Source organism: Hornefia butyriciproducens (assembly GCF_009695915.1).
In the GTDB taxonomy this organism is placed as follows: Bacteria; Bacillota; Clostridia; order Peptostreptococcales; family Anaerovoracaceae; genus Aminicella; species Aminicella butyriciproducens.
In genome coordinates this window covers 157,982-176,878 of sequence record NZ_VUMZ01000002.1, presented here as the reverse complement: position 1 = coordinate 176,878, position 18,897 = coordinate 157,982, and the positions used below count along the sequence as shown (strand labels likewise).

The 18,897-nt window shown below is 51.5% G+C and carries 19 protein-coding genes; all 19 read right to left on the bottom strand.

Features of this window, described 5'->3' with window-relative positions:
• Positions 1-92 precede the first annotated feature (92 nt).
• The 19 genes from FYJ64_RS03180 to FYJ64_RS03090 all read right to left on the bottom strand — a co-directional run bounded on the left by FYJ64_RS03180 (position 93) and on the right by FYJ64_RS03090 (position 18,789).
• Positions 93-668 carry a class II aldolase/adducin family protein gene (locus FYJ64_RS03180; protein ID WP_154573809.1) on the bottom strand — a complete coding sequence of 192 codons (576 nt, stop codon included), beginning with the start codon at positions 666-668 and terminating at the stop codon, positions 93-95.
• Entirely contained in the window at positions 652-1,266 is a 615-nt protein-coding gene (locus FYJ64_RS03175; RefSeq protein ID WP_154573808.1) for a hypothetical protein, read from the bottom strand. The genes FYJ64_RS03180 and FYJ64_RS03175 overlap by 17 nt, the downstream gene beginning before the upstream one ends.
• A 15-nt stretch (positions 1,267-1,281) precedes the next feature.
• Positions 1,282-2,778 (bottom strand): aspartate aminotransferase family protein, encoded by a 1,497-nt coding sequence (locus FYJ64_RS03170; RefSeq protein WP_154573807.1) that lies wholly within the window; start codon positions 2,776-2,778, stop codon positions 1,282-1,284.
• Between the two features lie 36 nt (positions 2,779-2,814).
• Complete coding sequence (locus FYJ64_RS03165) at positions 2,815-3,357, bottom strand: TetR/AcrR family transcriptional regulator (protein WP_154573806.1); 543 nt, start codon at positions 3,355-3,357, stop codon at positions 2,815-2,817.
• On the bottom strand, positions 3,344-3,817 hold the full coding sequence (locus FYJ64_RS03160) for a GtrA family protein (RefSeq protein WP_202816875.1): 474 nt from the start codon (positions 3,815-3,817) through the stop codon (positions 3,344-3,346). Before FYJ64_RS03160 ends, FYJ64_RS03165 begins: the two co-directional genes overlap by 14 nt.
• A 215-nt stretch (positions 3,818-4,032) precedes the next feature.
• The gene (gene tyrS, locus FYJ64_RS03155; protein WP_154573804.1) at positions 4,033-5,367 is read right to left on the bottom strand and encodes a tyrosine--tRNA ligase; all 1,335 of its coding nucleotides are present in this window, start codon (positions 5,365-5,367) and stop codon (positions 4,033-4,035) included.
• Between the two features lie 37 nt (positions 5,368-5,404).
• Complete coding sequence (upp, locus tag FYJ64_RS03150) at positions 5,405-6,034, bottom strand: uracil phosphoribosyltransferase (protein ID WP_154573803.1); 630 nt, start codon at positions 6,032-6,034, stop codon at positions 5,405-5,407.
• A 23-nt stretch (positions 6,035-6,057) separates the two neighbouring features.
• Positions 6,058-6,489: a ribose 5-phosphate isomerase B gene (rpiB, locus tag FYJ64_RS03145; RefSeq protein WP_154573802.1), complete on the bottom strand. Its 432-nt coding sequence runs from the start codon at positions 6,487-6,489 to the stop codon at positions 6,058-6,060.
• A gap of 2 nt (positions 6,490-6,491) precedes the next feature.
• Positions 6,492-7,490 (bottom strand): L-threonylcarbamoyladenylate synthase, encoded by a 999-nt coding sequence (locus FYJ64_RS03140; protein WP_154573801.1) that lies wholly within the window; start codon positions 7,488-7,490, stop codon positions 6,492-6,494.
• The gene (prfA, locus tag FYJ64_RS03135; protein WP_154573800.1) at positions 7,490-8,554 is read right to left on the bottom strand and encodes a peptide chain release factor 1; all 1,065 of its coding nucleotides are present in this window, start codon (positions 8,552-8,554) and stop codon (positions 7,490-7,492) included. The genes FYJ64_RS03140 and prfA overlap by 1 nt, the downstream gene beginning before the upstream one ends.
• 460 nt (positions 8,555-9,014) lie before the next feature.
• On the bottom strand, positions 9,015-10,184 hold the full coding sequence (locus FYJ64_RS03130) for an iron-containing alcohol dehydrogenase (RefSeq protein ID WP_154573799.1): 1,170 nt from the start codon (positions 10,182-10,184) through the stop codon (positions 9,015-9,017).
• A gap of 11 nt (positions 10,185-10,195) precedes the next feature.
• Positions 10,196-11,179, bottom strand: coding sequence for a lipoate--protein ligase (locus tag FYJ64_RS03125; protein WP_154573798.1), 984 nt, complete (start codon positions 11,177-11,179; stop codon positions 10,196-10,198).
• Between the two features lie 11 nt (positions 11,180-11,190).
• The gene (locus tag FYJ64_RS03120; RefSeq protein WP_154573797.1) at positions 11,191-11,919 is read right to left on the bottom strand and encodes an MBL fold metallo-hydrolase; all 729 of its coding nucleotides are present in this window, start codon (positions 11,917-11,919) and stop codon (positions 11,191-11,193) included.
• A gap of 5 nt (positions 11,920-11,924) precedes the next feature.
• Entirely contained in the window at positions 11,925-13,331 is a 1,407-nt protein-coding gene (gene lpdA, locus FYJ64_RS03115; RefSeq protein WP_154573796.1) for a dihydrolipoyl dehydrogenase, read from the bottom strand.
• Position 13,332: 1 nt separating this feature from the next.
• The gene (locus FYJ64_RS03110) at positions 13,333-14,445 is read right to left on the bottom strand and encodes an electron transfer flavoprotein subunit alpha/FixB family protein (protein WP_154573795.1); all 1,113 of its coding nucleotides are present in this window, start codon (positions 14,443-14,445) and stop codon (positions 13,333-13,335) included.
• Between the two features lie 11 nt (positions 14,446-14,456).
• Positions 14,457-15,260, bottom strand: coding sequence for an electron transfer flavoprotein subunit beta/FixA family protein (locus FYJ64_RS03105; RefSeq protein ID WP_154573794.1), 804 nt, complete (start codon positions 15,258-15,260; stop codon positions 14,457-14,459).
• Between the two features lie 21 nt (positions 15,261-15,281).
• Positions 15,282-16,421, bottom strand: coding sequence for an acyl-CoA dehydrogenase (locus FYJ64_RS03100; RefSeq protein ID WP_154573793.1), 1,140 nt, complete (start codon positions 16,419-16,421; stop codon positions 15,282-15,284).
• Positions 16,422-16,432: 11 nt separating this feature from the next.
• The gene (locus FYJ64_RS11720) at positions 16,433-17,731 is read right to left on the bottom strand and encodes an acetyl-CoA hydrolase/transferase family protein (protein WP_328596981.1); all 1,299 of its coding nucleotides are present in this window, start codon (positions 17,729-17,731) and stop codon (positions 16,433-16,435) included.
• Positions 17,732-17,754: 23 nt separating this feature from the next.
• Positions 17,755-18,789, bottom strand: a complete 1,035-nt coding sequence (locus FYJ64_RS03090; RefSeq protein WP_154573792.1) for a zinc-dependent alcohol dehydrogenase — start codon at positions 18,787-18,789, stop codon at positions 17,755-17,757.
• Between the last annotated feature and the right edge of the window lie 108 nt (positions 18,790-18,897).

Here is an 18,897-nt window from a genome sequence, read left to right as displayed (position 1 = left end):
TGTTCACGTTTCCATCCGCAATCCGGTTCCGGTATTTCCCGGTCACCGCGCCGGCGGGCTCAGCGTTCCTCGCCCGGCGCATGTGCTCTCCATCACAGCCGGCTGTCGATATACCGGCGTGCGGCCTCCTCAATCTTGCAGCATTTGTCATAGCAGTCCGCAATGTCGGCCCCGCAGCAGATCATGCCATGATGAGACATGATACAGCCGGAGGCGCTACCCAGAGCAGTCAGCGTGTTTCTCGTCAGTTTCTTCGTTCCGGCCAGTCCGTACCGGGCGATTTTCAGACCGCTGCCTATATCCCTGGCCAGTTCGGGGTCTTCCACCTCCAGAGGCATTTCTGCCGCGGCGAAAATGCTGCAGTATTTGGAATGAGTATGAATCACCGCGCCCACCTCCGGCCTCGACGCGTAAATTCCGCCGTGGAGGGCTTTCTCTGACGTGGGTTTTTGCACGCCCTGCCAGTCCAGAGTTTCGATTTCCACCAGAACCATATCCTCTGGCGTCACTCTTTCGTAATCCAATCCGGACGGGGTACAGATCATGAACCGGTCATCCAGACGAACCGAGAGATTTCCCCAAGTGCCCTGAACCAGTCCTGTTTCAAGCAGTTTGTGGCCGTATTCCACAAGGAATTCCCGGCCCTCTCTTTCATCCTTCAGTATCATCCTTGTGCTCCTTCTCTGCCTTTGAATATTTTCTGCGGTAGATCTGATGCATCAGTCTGCAGTCCAGTGATCCGATGGGCTTCGCACCTCCGATAACAGCCGCCTTCAAAATCACCTCGGCGGATTTCTCCAGCACCGTCATCGCCACATAAGCCTCGTACAGATTTCTTCCACAGGTAATCGCATACCCTCCGGATTCTTCCGGCCGCACCAATGCCGCCTCCGCACTCTTCAGTGCCCGGGAAATCCCCCGGAACGTCCGCGGCACGACCCTGGCTTCCTGTCCGATAATCTGCGCCATATCATCCAGAACCGCGGGGATCCGCCGGCGGGAGGCAACACAGATACCCACATAAGGCGTTCGCGACAAAATCATCGCCCTGGCCTCCCGGGATGTCATCAGCACATCCTTCTCCACAGACGGCTGATTGGTGATATCAATAATATCCTCCTCCGTCAGCGATGAAAAATCCGCATCCTCATCCGTCGCAAGACACCGGTCGCCGATGCGCACCAGAATCTGCGGGCTTTTCCCCGTCGAATAGGGAAGTGCGTTCATCATCGACGCATACTTAACAATAACATCTTTCATTTCCATTCTTTTTCCCTGTCTTTATCTTCTCACACCTTTATTCGTTCTCGCCACATGCCGGAACACTTCCTCGAAGCGATCCAGCGCGTCATCGATCACTTCGTCTGTATCTGCCAGCGAGGTGTACAGCCGGCTTCCCGCCAGAGTAACGATACCGTTGGCCATATAGGCGGCTCCCATACGCTCCATCGATTCCTTGCGGGCGATCATTATATCTTTGTTCATAAGGAGTCCGACCGCCGACTTTCCGATGAAATAGGAAGAATAATCGTAGCTCATGGCGCCGGTGCATTCCAGATGCACGATGCTCCCCTGGTTATATGCAACGAAGGGAAGGCTGTACCGCTCTATGAGCTTCCGGAGTCCGTCCGTCAGACGGTCGCCGGCTCTTCCCGCCTTCTCGCAGGCATTGGTTTTCTCGATCTCGCAGATCGCCGTATATCCCGCCAGCGCCGACAAAGGATTGGCTGCCAGCGTTCCGCCGACATATGCTTTGTGCTTCATGGTGCCTACGCCTGCCGCCATCAGCCCGGCATATTCTTTCTTTCCGCCGACGCCCCCGGCTCCCGGGAAACCGCCTGCAACGATTTTCCCGAAGCAGGTCAGATCCGGCACCACATCGAAATATTCCTGCGCACCACCCAGCGCCACACGGAAACCTGTGACAACCTCATCGAATACCAGCAACGCGCCGTACATGTCGCACAGCCTGCGAACGCCCTGGTTGTAATCCCGCGCCACCGGTCTCGTACCGCTCTCCGGGCCCACCGGCTCAACAATCACAGCCGCTGTGCCTCCCCGCAGGCGATTGATCCGCAGGAAATTCTCCAGCATGTTCAGGTCGTTGGGACGAACCTCGTCCACATATGCGAAAATCTTGCGGGGAATTCCGTGGGATTCCATCAGATTTCTGCTGCCGGGAATCTTCAGCCCGTACACCATCTGATCGCTCCATCCGTGATAGCCTCCTCCGATCTTGATGATTCTTTTGTGCCCCGTTGCGATGCGCGAAATCCGCAGCGCCGCCATGACCGACTCTGTGCCGCTCCCCAGCATCCGGAACATCTCCACATTCGGCATACACTGATGGATCTTCCTGGCGATCATCAGCTCAGCCTCATGGAGAAGGCCCGTCACCGGGCCGCAGGTGTTCAGCAGCTCGATAGCCGCATTCCTTATCGCCGGATAGTTGCTTCCCAGGATCGTCGGTCCTCCGGCCTGCAGAAAATCAATGTAGCGGTTTCCGTCCCTGTCGTACAGATAGGCTCCCTCCGCCCTGTCAAAGCAGACTGGGAACGGCTTGTTGAAAGCGAGATTATGCTGTACGCCTCCCGGGATGTACTGTTTCGCTTCCTCGTAGATCTTCCGGGAGCCGGCGCACTTCTCATCGTAATACTTCAGAATCGTATCCTCATAATATTCGTCTGTGACCTCATAAATCGGCAGACTCGTAAGATGAGACAGTTTCCGGTTAATCTCCCTCGGATTGTCCCAACGGCTGATACCGCAGTTATTCATAATTTGTCACCTCCGCGCCGGCACTTTTCGTGTCGTCTACAAAATACTGTTCGCCATTTCGTTAAATTTTCTCTTCATCTTTCTGCGGTCGAACTCGTAGTTATTGATGAAGTAATGATTAACCAGCCCATAGTAAATTCCGGTGAGCTGGATGACCTTCTGCTCTTTTTCCCGATCCGGCATATCCGGCAGATTATCCGCAATAATCTTTTCCAGCTTAGCCAGGGACGGGCGCTCCTGCGCACTGATAATGCTGTTTGCCACGAGCTTGGCGGTCAAAACCGGATAATTACAGGTGTCGTCGATCAGCATCTCGAACATGGCGCGGATCAGGTCCTCACCTTCCTGTCTGGAATCTCCGCAATAGGAGAGAACATCGTTCACTTCCTGCTCCATAACCGCAAGCATCAGCTCGTTGATTGTGGAGAAGTGATTGAAGATCGTCGTTCTGCACATGTCCGCCCGTGTGGCAATATCGTTGAATGTTACGTGATTCAGGCCCTTCTCTTCAAACAGTTCCTTCGCCGCATGCATGATGATCATTCTGCTGCGCGCCCGTTTTCCTCTAATTTCCGGCATCTTTTTTCTTCCTTTCCTGCTGCGCTCTCTTATTCGTATTCATACTGTCCCGGTATACAAAGAACCGGTCGTACAAATACTCTGTCGTGAGATTGATGCACATTGTAAAACCCAGTACAACGTAGTCGTTCCATCCCGCTCTGTCCGTCAGCATATTCCCCCACCAGGTAGAGGCGGGCGTGAATACGCAGTAAAAGAGAAATACCTTGAACATCGCCATCGGAACATTGTTGGCGGATTTAAATGTGAATTCTCGGTTCCATGTAAAGTTCCAGAGCACTGAAAGAATCAGGGCAATCAAATAACATGGCCAGTATGTCCATCTGGTCAGCAATTTGAGAACCGTAAACGACACGGTCTCCACGATTCCCGCTGACACGGAGAACAAAAAGAATTTGAAAATCTGGATCTTCGTCTCCCGGGCATCCGGCGTATACACATCACTGCGACTCTTTTTCACACTATAACCCCCACCAGGTAAGTTGTACTTCTGTTTAATTATCTCACTATTATACGAATAATACAATACAAAATTTTTAGTTATTTTTTCAGTCTTTTTTGTTCGGGGTTCATAAAAGTTGAAAAATAAAGACAGCAACAGAAAACCCGGGCTGCATCTTCCTCCGTTCAGACGATGATGCAGCCCGGGTCCGGTATCTCAGTCAGACGCACCCGCTAACGGAGCACGACCTTGATGAATTTTTTCTTTCCTTTCTGGATTAATATCTCGCCGTCCCGGAAATGCTCCGCCGTTATCGAAGCCCGAGCGTCTGTAATTTTCTCGCTGTTGACGGACAGACCTCCCTGCTCCACTGTTCTGCGGGCCTCACCGTTGGAGGATGCCAGCCCCAGCTCCTTCATCAGTGTCAGCAGACCTTTTCCCTCTCCGGCAAAGTCGGCCGCCGGATATTCCTTTGTCGGAATATTCTCCGTCGCAGTGCCGCCGCCGAAAGCCGCCCGCGCACCTTCCTGTGCCTTGCGCGCCTCCTCTTCACCGTGGACGAGTTTGGTGACCTCATAGGCGAGGATTTCCTTGGCTTTGTTAATCTCCGCGCCCTCCAGAGCAGACAGCCGTCTGACTTCATCCATAGGCAGGAACGTGAGCATCCGCAGGCATTTCTCCACATCAGCGTCGTCCACATTACGCCAGTACTGATAGAATTCATATGGAGAAGTCCGTTCCGGGGAAAGCCAAAGTGCTCCCTTGGCGGTTTTTCCCATCTTCTTGCCTTCGCTGTTAGTCAGCAGCGCAAAGGTCATTCCGTAGACTTCTTTACCGCACATCTTGCGGGTAAGATCGACGCCGCCGATGATATTGGACCACTGATCGTTTCCGCCAAATTCCATCTTCACATCGAAGTCCCGGGCCATGACCATAAAGTCATAGGACTGCATCAGCATATAGTTGAACTCGAAGAACGTCAGGCCGCCGGCCCGCTCCATTCTCTGCTTGAAAGCTTCCGCCCGCAGCATCTGGTTGACGTTGAAGTGAGTACCGACGGTGCGGACGAACTCCACGTAGTTCAGAGGGCGAAGCCAGTGTCCGTTGTTGACACAGATAGCCTTTCCCGGTTCGGGCGTTTTATTCTCATGTCCGGGAGCAAACACCCCGTTGTTTCCGGTGTATTCCCACTCCTCATCGAATTCAAGGAAGCGTTCGAAGAGCTTCTTGAACTGACGGCAGTTTTCATCGATGGTATTCACATCCATCAACTGCCGCATATCCGTGCGTCCCGACGGATCTCCGACCATGCCGGTTCCTCCGCCCAGCAGCACCACCGGGGTATGGCCAAATTTCTGCATATACATCATGATGATGACCTGCATGAAATGACCCACATGCAGGCAGTCCGCCGTGGGATCGAATCCGATGTAGAATTTGATCTTTTCCCGTCCCAAAAGACTGCGAACCGCATCCTCATCGGTGACCTGCTCGATGAAGCCGCGCTCCTTCAGAACGTCATAGACGTTATCATACTGGCTGATGTTATCCGGTATAAAATTTTTCATTTAAAAAGCACTCTCCTCATTAATGTTGTCTTGTTCCTCACTTTGTTCCGTACAGCCTGTCCCCGGCGTCTCCGAGGCCCGGCACGATGTAGGCGTTCTCGTCCAGCGTCTCATCCTTGGACGCGATGTAGATATCGATATCGGGGTGCGCCTTCTGCAGCGTCTCGATTCCCTGCGGCGCCGCGATCAGGCACATGAAAGTAATGTTCCGGCCGCCGCGCTTCTTGATGAAGTCGATGGCCGCCACCGCACTTCCGCCGGTGGCAAGCATGGGATCAACCACGAAAATCTGCCGTTTCTCGATGTCCTTCGGCAGTTTGCAGTAATACTCCACCGGTTCGTGAGTCTCAGGATCACGGTAAAGTCCTACATGCCCGACCTTGGCGTTGGGGACCAGAGCCAGCATTCCGTCTACAAAGCCCAGTCCGGCCCGCAGAATCGGCACGATCGCGATATCTTCACCCTTCAGCATACGGACTCTGGTCCGGCAGATCGGCGTTTCAATCTCCACCTCCTTCAGAGGCAGATTCCGAGTCGCCTCGAAGCCCATCAGCATGGCCACTTCCTTCGCCAGCTCCCGGAAATCCTTAACACTGGTGTCCTTCATGCGCATCAGCGCCACCTTGTGCTGAATCAACGGATGATCAAAAACATAAACTTTACCCATAATGTGACTCCTCTCTCCTCAGATTACATTGCGTCCAGCATATCCGTTCTTCTCTTGTGGCGCCCGCCCTGGAACTCGCTGTCCAGCCACGCGTCGGTGATGCGGATCGCCTCCTCCGTTTCCAGGATCCGGCCTCCCAGCGCCAGCACATTCGCATTGTTGTGCTGTTTCGCCAGTTCCGCCATCTCCACCGAGGTACAAAGAGCGCAGCGCACGCCCTTTACTTTGTTCGCAGCAATGGAAATTCCGATTCCGGTGCCGCAGCAGACCACGCCCAGATCCGCCTTGCCCGCCGCGACCGCCTCGCCGCAGGCCTGCCCGTAAACCGGGTAATCCACCGAATCCTCGGTATCTGTTCCAAGGTCCACAACCTTGTATCCTCGCTCAATCAGATGCTCCTTCACCGCCAGTTTCAGCTTGAATCCGCCGTGATCACTTGCTACCGCTATAACCATTTCTACACCTCTCTTACGTTAAAACCTGCTGATTTCAGCATCCTGTTCATTACGGAAAATCCGACTCCCCGCTGTGGAAGCGCCGCCGCGAGAATCACGTCCGCACCTTCCCGGTCCGCCTGACGAAGCATGGCGAATATCTCATGCGCCGCCACGGTTTCCCTGTCTTCGTCGAAGTCAATAACAAAGACCTTCTGACCGAGCGCTTCGCGCTCCGCACGCTCCTGGTCAATGGCCGCCTCCACACGGATGCGGTCTCCCTTAAAAATAATCATTTCCGCTCTGGGGGCGTAATGCCGATACTTCATCCCCGGCGCTTTGGGATGGAAATCCTCTCCCTCCCGCGGCTTTCTGTTCAGCGTCGGGTCAAGCAGAATCTCCTGACCCAGCGCCTCCTCAAAGTCTTTCTTTGTGATATACCCCGGACGCAGGATCATCGGAATCTTGCCGGTCATATCGATAACGGTAGACTCGATTCCGATCCGGCACGGCCCGCTTTGGATCACCGCGTCGATGCGTCCGTCCAGATCGTCGATAACATGCTGCGCCGTCGTCGGACTCGGCCGCCCGGAAAGATTGGCGCTAGGCGCCGCGATAGGACAACCGGACCGGCGGATCAGCTCCCTGGCCACCTCGTTTTCCGGCATTCGTACTCCGACCGTCTCCAGATTTCCGGTGGTGACGTAGGGAATATATTCGCCCCGGGGAACGATCATGGTCATCGGACCCGGCCAGAACCGGTCCATCAGTGTCTTCATGTCTTCCGTCACGAGGAACGTGACTTGCCCCAGCTCCTCCCGCTCCGCGATATGCACAATCGTCGGATTATCGGCAGGCCGCCCCTTAGCCTCGTAGATTTTCCGCACAGCATCGGCATCCATCGCGTTGGCGCCCAGACCGTAGACCGTTTCCGTCGGAAACGCCACGAGCCCGCCCTGCTCGATAATCTTCGCTGCGATGCGGATATCTTCTTCTGTATCCTTCAGTAATCTCGTCTTCATCAGAAATTGTTCATCTTCCTTGCCTGGTCATCTGTAGTCAGGGCGTCGATTATCTCGTCAATATCGCCGTCCAGAATGGAATCCAGCTTGTACAGCGTCAGTCCGATGCGGTGGTCGGTACAGCGCCCCTGAGGGAAATTGTAGGTGCGGATTCGTTCACTCCGGTCGCCGGAACCGATCTGATCCTTCCGTTCCGCCGCAATCTCCGCCGCCTGCTCCCGCTGCATCTTGTCATACAGCCTGGCCTTCAGAACCTTCATCGCCTTTTCACGATTCTTGATCTGGGATTTTTCGTCCTGGCAGGTGACCACAAGTCCTGTGGGTAGATGCGTTAGCCGAACCGCGGAATCCGTCGTGTTGACGCACTGCCCACCGTTTCCTGACGCCCGATATACGTCCACCTTGACGTCGTTGGGATCGATGTGAACCTCCACATCGTCCACCTCCGGCAGCACCGCTACGGTCGCGGCCGACGTATGAATCCGTCCGGACGCCTCCGTCTCCGGCACCCGCTGTACTCTGTGAACACCGCTCTCATACTTCAGTCTGGAGTATGCTCCCTTGCCCTTTATCAGCACTTCCGCCTCCTTGACGCCGCCGATGCCGGTGTCATTGAGATCCATAATCTCCACCTTCCAGCGTTTTCTCTCGGCATACCGGGTATACATGCGCAGCAGGTCTCCGCCGAACAAAGCAGCCTCGTCCCCGCCGGTACCGGCGCGGATCTCGAGGATGACATTGCGCTCATCGTTGGGATCCTTCGGAATCAGCAGGACCTTCAGTTCCTCCGCGATTTTGGAAATGCTGTCCTCCTGCTCCGCAATCTCCGCCTTCGCCAGATCCCGCATCTCTTCATCGCTTTCATTCTCCACGATTTCACGTGCGAAGTCCAGTTCCTCCTTTGCCTTTTTATACTCCTTATATTTCGTGACGATGGGCTCCATCTCGCCCATCTCCTTCATATGCTTCTGCCAGACACTCTGATTCGCAATGACATCCGGATCTGCAACGACCCTGGTCAGCTCATCATATTTATCGACGACAGAATCCAGTTTTTCAAACATATTCCACTTCTCTCCTTCTGTGCAGCCGCGCGGCGGTGCCGGCGCCGCAAGGCTTCTCCGATCCGTCAGCCACGATTCCCCGAAGCAGGGCTCCCTCCCCGAACCTCCGCTAATGCCGCAAATTCCTAACATAGTATTGTAGCATAGAACGATGGAGTTGTCACGGTCAGAGGCGGGAATTCTCCAATATAAGCGGAGAAAATATATCAAAAGAATTTCGAATGCGCTTTCAGAACATTTTATCCTGTTACCCTGCACAAATGCAGACACGATGGAATGCTGTTTAAACAAAAAGCAACATCTCGATGAGAGGATACATCAAAGTTGTCGCTTTCAGACGTTCCGTCCGAGGATATTACACTATAGAGAAAGGGACCACCACAATTCAACGCAGCAGCCCCTTCTTCTATGGGTTATATATGAGTACTTTTTGGCAACATTTTTCCTATCCCACGTATCCCTATGATCTGGCAAGTTCATAGGTTCTTCGGATCACCCACTCGCAGGATTCACCGTCGATGGGTCTTGGACTGAACAACGCCATAATATCTTTCTCCGCAACAGGAGTCAACCTCTTAATGGCCTCCTCTTCATCCGGTATATAGGCAGTGATATCATCAATTCCTACAGATCTATACATCCTGCGGATCTGTTCACCGGTCTTACGTGCGATCTCCCGGGTGGAATCTTCCGCATCATACGCGGTATGAAGAAGTTCTGCGATCGCACGAATCTGTTCCGGGCAGGTGTCTGAAACATATTCCAGCGATGCCGGCGTGAATATCGCACAGCATACACCGTGGGGAACATGGTACAGCGCACCCAGAGCATGAGCGAAAGCATGAGACATAGAGCATTTGGCATTTCCGATCCCGTATCCTCCGAGATTGGAGGCTAGCTGCATATCCTCTCGGGCATTGATGTCATCTCCATGCTCCACAGCCTGCTTGTAACTGCTCTCCATCAGGCGGATCGCTTCATAGGAAACCGCCTGAGTGATTCTGCAGGTCATTTTCGAAGTAATAGCATCAATGGCGTGAGCCAGTACATCAAAAGCACATGCTGCGGTGACCTTCGGAGGTACGCCCAGAGTGAGTTCCGGATCAATCAATGCCATTGCGGGAGTCGTTCCCGCCCCAATGATTACGCGTTTGATTCCGTTCACCGTATCCGTCACCACCGCGCCCTTCGATGCTTCGCTTCCGCTTCCGGAGGTTGTAGGAATAGTAATCAGCGGTATCGCCGTTTTCTGTGAATGGGAAATGTCATAAAATACTTCCAGCGGTTCATCATTGTCCAGCAGAAGTTTAACGCACTTCGCTGCATCCATGCAGCTTCCTCCTCCGATGGCGACAACGCTGTCAACTCCTGCAGCCCGCCCAAAGTCCGCTATCTTTTTTATGATCCGGTCGCTGGGATCCGATTCTACCTCATTGTTTTCTGCAACTTCCAGTCCCGCACTTTCAATTGCCTGTACAATGGGAGCCGGAAGACCCGCCGCTTCTACACCTTTCCCATGCATGACCAGAACTTTTTTACATCCCATCGCCGCCAGTTTTTCGCCTGCCTCCTTAGAACAGCCTCGTCCGAAAAATTGGGGGAATGTCATCATGAAACTGTTTGCACCCATAACTTTTCCTCCTATTCAAACATTGTTGATAAAATTTCTTCTTCTGTGATCGTCCCAAAATAATCCGACAGTCTGATTCCATCCAGGACCCCTTTGCAAGCTGCCCTAGTAAACTCCTTTCCGGTAAACAAAGGAATAATTTCCTCCATGGATTTCACTGCCAGAAAATCGCCATATATTTTGAGGGCTTCGATCCTTCCTTTTTTCATATCTCCGTAGATCTCAAGAGCACCTCCGTCCCAGTAACTCTTGTGATGCATCTGAAACTCCGGAGACCTGCCGTAATTCCATTCCCATGTATCGTACTTATCCCTCTTCAGCGCCTCTACGCCCCTCAGTTCCTCCTTTGTCAGAGAGCCCTGCACAAAGCCCTCCCCGGAAAGGGATTCCTTCAAATGCTCCCAAAACTCCCGGAGGGTCATATCTTCGTCGATATAATCCGCGATATTACCTACTCTGCTCTTCACTGACTTAGCACTCTTCGAACGGAACTTATGCGGATCAACGTTCAACGCTCCGTCAATCATCCCCGGATTAGAGCGAAACAGCAAAGTTCCATGGTGCAGTATTCTGCTTTTTTCAATACGTTGAGCCGTGCCGGAAATTTTACGCCCGTCAATGAGAATATCATTTCGGCCGGAAGCCGCCGCATGTACATGCAACTGCTCCAGAGCATTGATGACCGGTATTGTAAACTTATTTATTGTAAGCTTTTCCGGGTCCTCCAGATCTGTGATGAATGAATAGTTCAGATTCCCCAGATCGTGATACACTGCGCCCCCGCCAGTCGTCCGGCGAACCACATTGATGTGGTGCTTTTCCACAAAGGGAACATTGATTTCCTCCAACGTATTCTGATTCTGTCCGATGATCACAGAATTCTCGTTCTGCCACAGAATGAGAATATCGCCTGTGGTCCGGTGACAAAGAACATACTCCTCGAAAGCCAGATTGTATCGGGGATCAATTGATCCTGTTTCCATATATGTCACCATAATTTTCCTCCTTATAGATGGACTTCTATTGTCTGCAGCGGTCGGCACAGAATCTGGGCGTTCTTCTCCTCCGGAAGTTTTGCCAAAGCATAGTCCACTGCCGCAAGATAACGGAATTTATCATCCTCCGGCGTAGGAAGATGGTACAGAATCACATTCGACGGATTTATTTTTCCATATACATAATCAATGCCTCCCGGCGCAGTCAGCCAAGGGAAGTCCAAGATGGCCAGATTGATCTCTCTTCCTTTCACCTTCGCTGCCAGTTCCTCCGTGAAAAGTTTCCCATCGCCAGGCATCAAAATGGTTTTCCCCCCCACAGAGATCATACATCCAAAATGCGGAGTTTCCTTTGAGGGACCACCCTCATGAAGCAGCGAGAAGAAGTCGAAATCTATTCCATGGATTTTCATAGAGACATCTTCAGATAAAACAACCCTTGGGTTTCGAATGGTCTCATCCGGAGAAACAGTCTCTGGGCCAATCAGAAGGCACTCCGGATAGTTTTCCAGATATGCCTTCGTCATCCCAGCGGAATAATGATCCTTGTGGGCATGTGTGAAGAAAAGGCAGTTCGCATTTTGAAATTCCGGCGCCTCCATAACGCGGTGAAACAACTCCTGTGTCATCACAGAAATCCCTTCATCCGCCGCCTCGAAGAACGCATCCACAAGAATCTTCTTCCCCTCAATCTGTATCGAAACACCTGCATTGACGCTTAATGTTATTTTGCAATCCATATTTATCACCTTACAGGCGGCATGTTCAGGGTACGCCCCTGCAAATCAAGTGCCGCTTCTCGAACCGTTTCTGAGATAGTCGGGTGAGAGTGAATCGTTGTGATCAACTGCTCTACTGTCATGCCCATACGAATTGCCACAGCGCCCTCAGCAATCAAATCCGTCGCTCTCGGTCCGATGATATGCATACCGAGGATTTTTTCTGTCTCAGCATTTGCAATGATTTTCACCAAGCCCTCTCCACCGTTCATGATTATGGCTTTTCCATTGGCGAGCATAGGAAACTTCCCAACTTTATAGCTTCCTTCTTCAAGCTGATCCTCCCGAAGCCCCACTGCCGCCGCCTCCGGCTCCATATATACGCAGGTGGGATTGGTGGACTCATCGTACACAGAATCTATCCCCATGATATTCTCTGCAGCGACCTCACCCATACAGGAAGCCGTATGAGCAAGTTGAGCATGTCCTTCCACGCAGTCTCCAATGGCGTAGATTCCTTCCACATTCGTCCTCATATGATCATCTACGATAATCTTCCCTTTGTTGTTTTCAATACCGCCCGCCGCCAGTTTCAGAAACTCTGTATTCGCCTTCCTTCCTACAGCGACCAGGACTTTTTCCGCTTGGAAAGAAACCTCTTCCCCGTTTTTCTTCTCACATATTACACGGGCACCCTCCGTTGTCTCTTCAATGGACTTAACCGGTGTTCCCATCCGGATATCGATCCCCATGCCTTTCATGTGGCGCATGCCCACTGCCGTGATCTCTCTGTCCAACATAGGAAGTGCATGATCCATGGCCTCCACCACGGTTACCTTTGTTCCAAAGGATGCGTAGGCGCAGGCCAGTTCTAAACCGATCACACCTGCTCCAATGACCACCAGGCTCTTCGGCAGTTCCGTCAGGGAAAGCATTCCCGTCGAATCCAGACACGCTGAAGTGGAATTCACTCCGGGGATAGGAGGCGTCGCGTTGACGGAACCCGTAGCCAAAATCACCGCATCTGCTTCTACAGGCTCCGTCTCGCCATTGGCGCCCTCTATCTCCAGTTCCCCAGGAGCCACAAAACTTGCTTTCCCGTAAATCACACTGACTCCATTGGCGTGCATCAGCCCGCCTATTCCATTTACCAGTTGGGAGGATACCTTATCCTTATTTGCCATCACCTGGGGAAAGTTGATCTGCGCTCCCTCCACATCCACACCTATCTGAGGACCCTGAATCCGGATCTGCTCCAGAAGCTCTGCGCTGTGAAGCATACACTTTGTAGGAATACATCCAATATTTAGGCAGGTTCCGCCCAATTTATCCATTTCAATCACAGAGACCTCTGCACCCAACTGCGCCGCCCGAATGGCGGCAATATAGCCACCGGGACCCCCACCGATCACTGCTACTTTTTTTCTGCTCATTCTACTGCCTCCTTAAATCTGTCTCGTAGAGTTCCTCAGCATCGTCCCACAAATTAATGATCGTCGGAACCACCTTGTACAGATCCCCCACGATGCCAAAATCTGCAACCGTGAAGATGGGCGCATCCGGATCCTTGTTAATGGCTACAATGATATCCGAAGTCTGCATGCCGGCTAAGTGCTGAATTGCGCCGGAGATACCGCAGGCAAAGTAAATTTTCGGTTTCACTGTAGTTCCTGTCTGCCCAACCTGATGAGAATGATCAATCCAGCCACTATCCACCGCCGCACGGGAGGCTCCCACCACACCGCCGGTTTTCTCAGCAAATCTCCGCATAAGCTCGAAGCCCTCCGGGCCGCCCAGTCCCCGTCCGCCGGAACAGATAATATCTGCGTCCGTTAAAGAAACCATTTCCTTCGCCGACTTGATAACCTCCAAGACTTTGACCCGAATATCCTTCTCTTCCAACTGGGGCACAACCACTTCTACTTCCCCATCTGCCTGAGGATCTCGTTCCAGCCTCTGCATGACGCCAGGGCGCACTGTTGACATCTGCGGCCTTGTATTAGGGCAGATAATAGTCGCCATCAGATTCCCGCCAAACGCTGGACGGGTCATCTTCAGGCCCCCGTCATCTGATGCCGGATCAATTTTGCTAGTATCCAATGTGGTATTCTTATTTGCGTAATCAACATATTTATCCAGGTTCACATCTAGATGAGTGCAGTCTGCCGTAAGTCCGGTGTTGACACGAGCTGCGATCCGCGGCGCAAGATCTCGTCCGATATGAGTAGCTCCATAGATAACGATCTCCGGCTTGCGCTGGATGATCAACTCTGTCAGGGCTTTTGTGTAAGCATCAGTGGTGTATTGCTTCAACAAAGGATGCTGCAAGGAGATCACGCCATCTGCACCGTATTCGAAGCACTCCTTCGCCAGGGAGTCCACATCCTCTTGGGTGCCTGCCAAAATAGCATACACCTTTGTATTCCTCTCCATATCTCTGGAGAGTCGCCGTCCTTCGCCGATCAACTCCAGGGCGACATTAGCCAGTTTTCCGTCACGTTGCTCTGCAAATACCCAAATGTCTTTATATTCTTCAAAACGATTCATTTTTGTCCCCCTTAGATCACATGCTTTGCTTTCAGATTGACCAGAAGTCTGGTCGCCAGTTCCTTCTCGTCGCTCCCGTCCAGCATGATCCCTCGTCCCTTCGGTTTAGGTGTAAAGGAACGGAACACATTGGTTGGAGAAGCCTTAAGACCGACAATCGCAGGATCCAGGTTCACATCCGTGGCACTCAAGGTGATAATTTTTTCATCCATTTCTTCATCAAAAATTCCCGCATAAGTCATATATCGGGGCTCATTTAATTCCTTCACGCAAGTTAACATGCAAGGAAGGGCAACCTCGACTGTCTCGTATCCATCCTCCAGTTGCCGTTTGGCGAGAACCGTGCGACCGTCCTCTTCTATTTCCAGACCCTCTACATAAGTGACCTGAGGGATCCCCAGTTTCTCAGCGATCTGCGGTCCTACCTGCGCCGTATCCCCATCAATAGCCTGCCGACCGCCAATAAGAATATCAAAGTTCCCCAGATACTGAATCACTCCTGCCAGAGCATTGGATGTCGCCCATGTATCCGAACCACCAACTGCGCGATCCGTCAACAGGACGCCCTTATCCGCTCCCATGGCGATCGCCTCGATCAGAATATCCTTTGCCTGAGGTGGTCCCATAGTCACCACCGTGACGGTGGATCCGGGATAGCGGTCCTTCAGGGTCAAAGCACCTTCTAGCGCATTTGCATCATCAGGGTTCAATATGCTCGGAACGCCCTGACGAATCAGTGTCCCTGTTTTGGGATCGATTCTAATAACATTAGTGTCAGGTACCTGCTTGGCACATACAATAACTTTATAAGCCATCTTCTTTCCTCCTGTAACACTCTATTTAAATACCTGCCCGGCAATAATCATTTTCTGAATTTCCGATGTTCCTTCATAGATCTCGGTGATCTTCGCATCCCGCATCATCCGCTCTACCGGATAGTCCTCTGTATACCCGTATCCGCCATGCAACTGTACAGCCTTTGTGGTGACAAACATTGCCGTCTCTGCAGCATAGTATTTAGCAATAGATGCATCCATTATATAGGGAAGTCCATCATTCTTTTCCTGAGCCGCCTTATAGCAGATCATTCTGGCGCATTCTGTTCTGGCCTTCATCTCTGCAATATCAAACTGGAGTCCTTGGAATTTAGTCAGAGGTTTACCGAACTGTCTTCTTTGCTTCATATATTCAACAGTTGTTTCCAATGCTCCCTCAGCAATACCCACTGCCTCCGCAGCAACGCCGATCCGTCCGCCATCTACGATTTCCATAGCAATGTTGAAACCACGATTGTATTTCCCCAGAAGTCTGTCCTCCGGTATGCGACAATCCTGGAACACCAATTCTGCCGTCGCTGATCCCCGGATGCCCATCTTCGATTCGATCTTGCCGATGGAAAATCCCGGATCCGTATCCTCCACAATGAAGGCAGAAATACCTTTGTTTCCCAGATCCTTGTCGGTCTGAGCAATGATGACGTATACCTGAGCCTGACCACCGTTTGTGATAAAGCACTTAGTTCCGTTCAGTACCCATTCACCGTTTTCCAAAACCGCCTTGGTCTGCTGGCTTCCCGCATCGGAGCCTGCTCCCGGCTCAGTCAGTCCGAAGGCACCCAGTTTCCGTCCGGAAAAGAGTTCCGGCAGATATTTCATCTTCTGCTCCTCACTGCCAAAAGTGTAAATAGGCCAACAACAGAGAGAGTTGTGGCAGGCAAAAGCCGTGGCTGTTGTGGCACACGCCTTGGCAATTTCTTCAATAGTGATGATATAGGAAACGTAATCCGCGCCGGCCCCGCCGTATTTCTTGGGATAGGCAATTCCCATCATCCCCAGTTTACCCATCTTATCAATGGTCTCCCGAGGAAAGCGATGTTCCTGGTCAATCTCTGCCGCGATAGGTGCTACCTCGTTTTCCACAAAACGCCGCACCAGTTTCCGCACGAATTCCTGTCTTTTTGTCAGTTCAAAATTCATTCATGGCCTCCTTACCAAAGTTGATATTTTTCTGCGTCCTTTCTGATTTCCGTCCGGAAGTCCGGATGAGCCACCGCAATCAGATTTTGTATCCTCTGTCGGATATTACGTCCCCGCATGGGTGCAATCCCGTACTCTGTGACGACGTAATCCACATTGTTTCGAGAAAGAGTGACAATGGCTCCGGGGGTATGCATGGCATTGATTGTGGAGCACTCTCCTTTCTTGGCAGTAGAATGCAGACAAATAATAGACCGCCCGCCCTTTGATGCTCCTGCTCCTGCAGAAGTATCCACGGCACCGCCGGTGCCGCTGTACTGCAAAGTTCCGATGGATTCCGAACACACCTGACCGGTGAGATCCACCTCGATAGCCGTATTGATTGACACCATATTGTCATTCTTAGCAATGATATGGGAATCATTGACCAGATCCCCCGGCATGATCCATACACCCGGATTCTGGTGCATCATATCATACAGTTTTTGACTTCCCAAAGCGAATGTTGCGATGCTCTTTCCGCGAAAGAGTGTTTTCTTCCTATTCGTTACTACCCCGGCTTCCGTCAATCGATAGATGGCATCGGTCATCAGCTCTGTATGCACTCCAAGGTCCTGTTTTTCCATCAGTCCGTTCGCCACAGCATCCGGGATCTTGCCAATCCCCAGCTGGATGGTATCGCCATCGTTCACCAGAGTGGAAACATAACCCCCGATCGCTTCATCCTCCTTGGACAATTTAAGTGTCTCCGGCAAAACAGGAATCGGCTCCTTGGACTCTACGATGTAATCAATATCACTGATATGGATCTCTGTATCCCCATTTACTTGAGGCAGATTTGGATTCACCTCGCAAATCACAACATCCGCCCGGCGTGCAAACTCTTTTTCGTGTATGTTGCTTAGGGAAAATCTGCAAAATCCATGCTCGTCCATAGAGGACACTGCACCTATAAAGACGTTCGGTTTATAATAATCCGCCCAGCGCCAGGACCCATCGTGAAGGTGTCCCGGAACATAGTTCACGATTCCCTTACGATGTCCAGCCCGGTCACCGTCCATCTCAAACAGACTGTCCACGTCAATCAAGCCTCTGTATTTTTCCTCCACCAAGTATGGATAGTTAAACAGATCCATGTTGCTATATATTTTGAATCCTACCCCTGCCCCAGCAACCTTATGCAGATTCTTCAGCAACAGGAACGGTGCCTGTGCGCAGAGCGAAGTCATAATGCGGTCACCCTGATGAATATGAGAAAGCGCTTCCCCTACACTAACGATTTTTTCTCTGTAAATTTTTTTGTAATCCACTGCTGAAAATCCTTTCTGTCACTTTACCGATGAGGATCAATTATAACCTTGACATCCTGAAGTTTTCCGGAAGCCATTGCAGTCATCCGCGACTGAACCTCTTCCATGGAGATCACACTGGTGATATGCGGAAGAAACTCTTCCGGATATTTCTCAACCGCCCAAATCGCTTCGGTAAAATCATTTTCAGTGATACTCCAACTAGAGACATACGACAGTTCTTTGTATTGAAATGCGAAGAAATTGAAACTGAGAACACCCTCCATGCTGCCGACCTGAATTATTGTCCCGCCTTTTCGCACCATAGGAATCAGCGTCTCGTTAAACAGCTTATCATTGGGATGGCTGCACTCGAAGATCTTGTCGAATCCGATTCTTGTCTTCGCCTGAACCGCCTTCAGCGATCCTTCTTCCATAGGATTGACGACTTCATCAGCCACGCCGAACTTCTTCAGGTGTGCAATCCTACCCTCATTGATTTCAGACATTACAATATAAGCGCCTTGTTTTTTTGCCCACCATGCCGTGAGTATAGCTATGATGCCGCCGCCGATGATTAGGATCTTTTCCCCGGCCTGCACGTTTCCCCGGGTGATCGCCGCGTGATGCCCGTTGGCGATAGGCTCTACCAGTGCACCCAGTTCCGGTTTCACACCGCTGCCCAGCTTGAATGCTTTGTCTGCAAGAACCGCAAAGCGGGCTGTACACGCTCCATCAATCGTCACGCCGGGACCACCCTTTGTGACCGTTTCATTACACAAATTTTCCATTCCATTGTTGCAAAAAAAGCAGTTTCGACAATAATTCGCAGGAATTCCGGCAACTCTGTCACCAATGCACAGATCTTTCCGTGGCCCTGGATCAACCACCGTCCCACAGTATTCATGACCCATTATGTGCCCACTGCCGAAAATTCTGGTTCCCTTCCACAGCGTAAGGTCAGAGCCACACAGTCCAACCCTTTCCACATCAATGATCACATGGTTTCCGTCCTGGATCGGCTCCGGAATATCAACGATCTGAAAATTCTTCGGTTCCACTAATCTCAGTGCTTTCATGGATACACCTCCGTTTCGGTCACTCTCATATTGCAATTAATTGCAATCTTCTTTCATTTTTTGTATAATATCAATACAACTATTGCACGTACAAAAGGAGTAAATTAT

Bases quoted from the DNA above. Each gene is read 5' to 3' on its own strand.
- lpdA (WP_154573796.1), bottom strand. From the start codon at position 13,331: ATGAGCAGAAAAAAAGTAGCAGTGATCGGTGGGGGTCCCGGTGGCTAT.
- tyrS (WP_154573804.1), bottom strand. From the start codon at position 5,367: ATGAAAAATTTTATACCGGATAACATCAGCCAGTATGATAACGTCTAT.
- upp (WP_154573803.1), bottom strand. From the start codon at position 6,034: ATGGGTAAAGTTTATGTTTTTGATCATCCGTTGATTCAGCACAAGGTG.
- FYJ64_RS03130 (WP_154573799.1), bottom strand. From the start codon at position 10,184: ATGGGTGCAAACAGTTTCATGATGACATTCCCCCAATTTTTCGGACGA.
- rpiB (WP_154573802.1), bottom strand. From the start codon at position 6,489: ATGGTTATAGCGGTAGCAAGTGATCACGGCGGATTCAAGCTGAAACTG.
- FYJ64_RS03180 (WP_154573809.1), bottom strand. From the start codon at position 668: ATGATACTGAAGGATGAAAGAGAGGGCCGGGAATTCCTTGTGGAATAC.
- FYJ64_RS03175 (WP_154573808.1), bottom strand. From the start codon at position 1,266: ATGGAAATGAAAGATGTTATTGTTAAGTATGCGTCGATGATGAACGCA.
- FYJ64_RS03105 (WP_154573794.1), bottom strand. From the start codon at position 15,260: ATGGCTTATAAAGTTATTGTATGTGCCAAGCAGGTACCTGACACTAAT.
- FYJ64_RS03140 (WP_154573801.1), bottom strand. From the start codon at position 7,490: ATGAAGACGAGATTACTGAAGGATACAGAAGAAGATATCCGCATCGCA.
- FYJ64_RS03110 (WP_154573795.1), bottom strand. From the start codon at position 14,445: ATGAATCGTTTTGAAGAATATAAAGACATTTGGGTATTTGCAGAGCAA.
- FYJ64_RS03100 (WP_154573793.1), bottom strand. From the start codon at position 16,421: ATGAATTTTGAACTGACAAAAAGACAGGAATTCGTGCGGAAACTGGTG.
- FYJ64_RS03120 (WP_154573797.1), bottom strand. From the start codon at position 11,919: ATGGATTGCAAAATAACATTAAGCGTCAATGCAGGTGTTTCGATACAG.
- FYJ64_RS03090 (WP_154573792.1), bottom strand. From the start codon at position 18,789: ATGAAAGCACTGAGATTAGTGGAACCGAAGAATTTTCAGATCGTTGAT.
- prfA (WP_154573800.1), bottom strand. From the start codon at position 8,554: ATGTTTGAAAAACTGGATTCTGTCGTCGATAAATATGATGAGCTGACC.
- FYJ64_RS03170 (WP_154573807.1), bottom strand. From the start codon at position 2,778: ATGAATAACTGCGGTATCAGCCGTTGGGACAATCCGAGGGAGATTAAC.
- FYJ64_RS03125 (WP_154573798.1), bottom strand. From the start codon at position 11,179: ATGGTGACATATATGGAAACAGGATCAATTGATCCCCGATACAATCTG.
- FYJ64_RS03165 (WP_154573806.1), bottom strand. From the start codon at position 3,357: ATGCCGGAAATTAGAGGAAAACGGGCGCGCAGCAGAATGATCATCATG.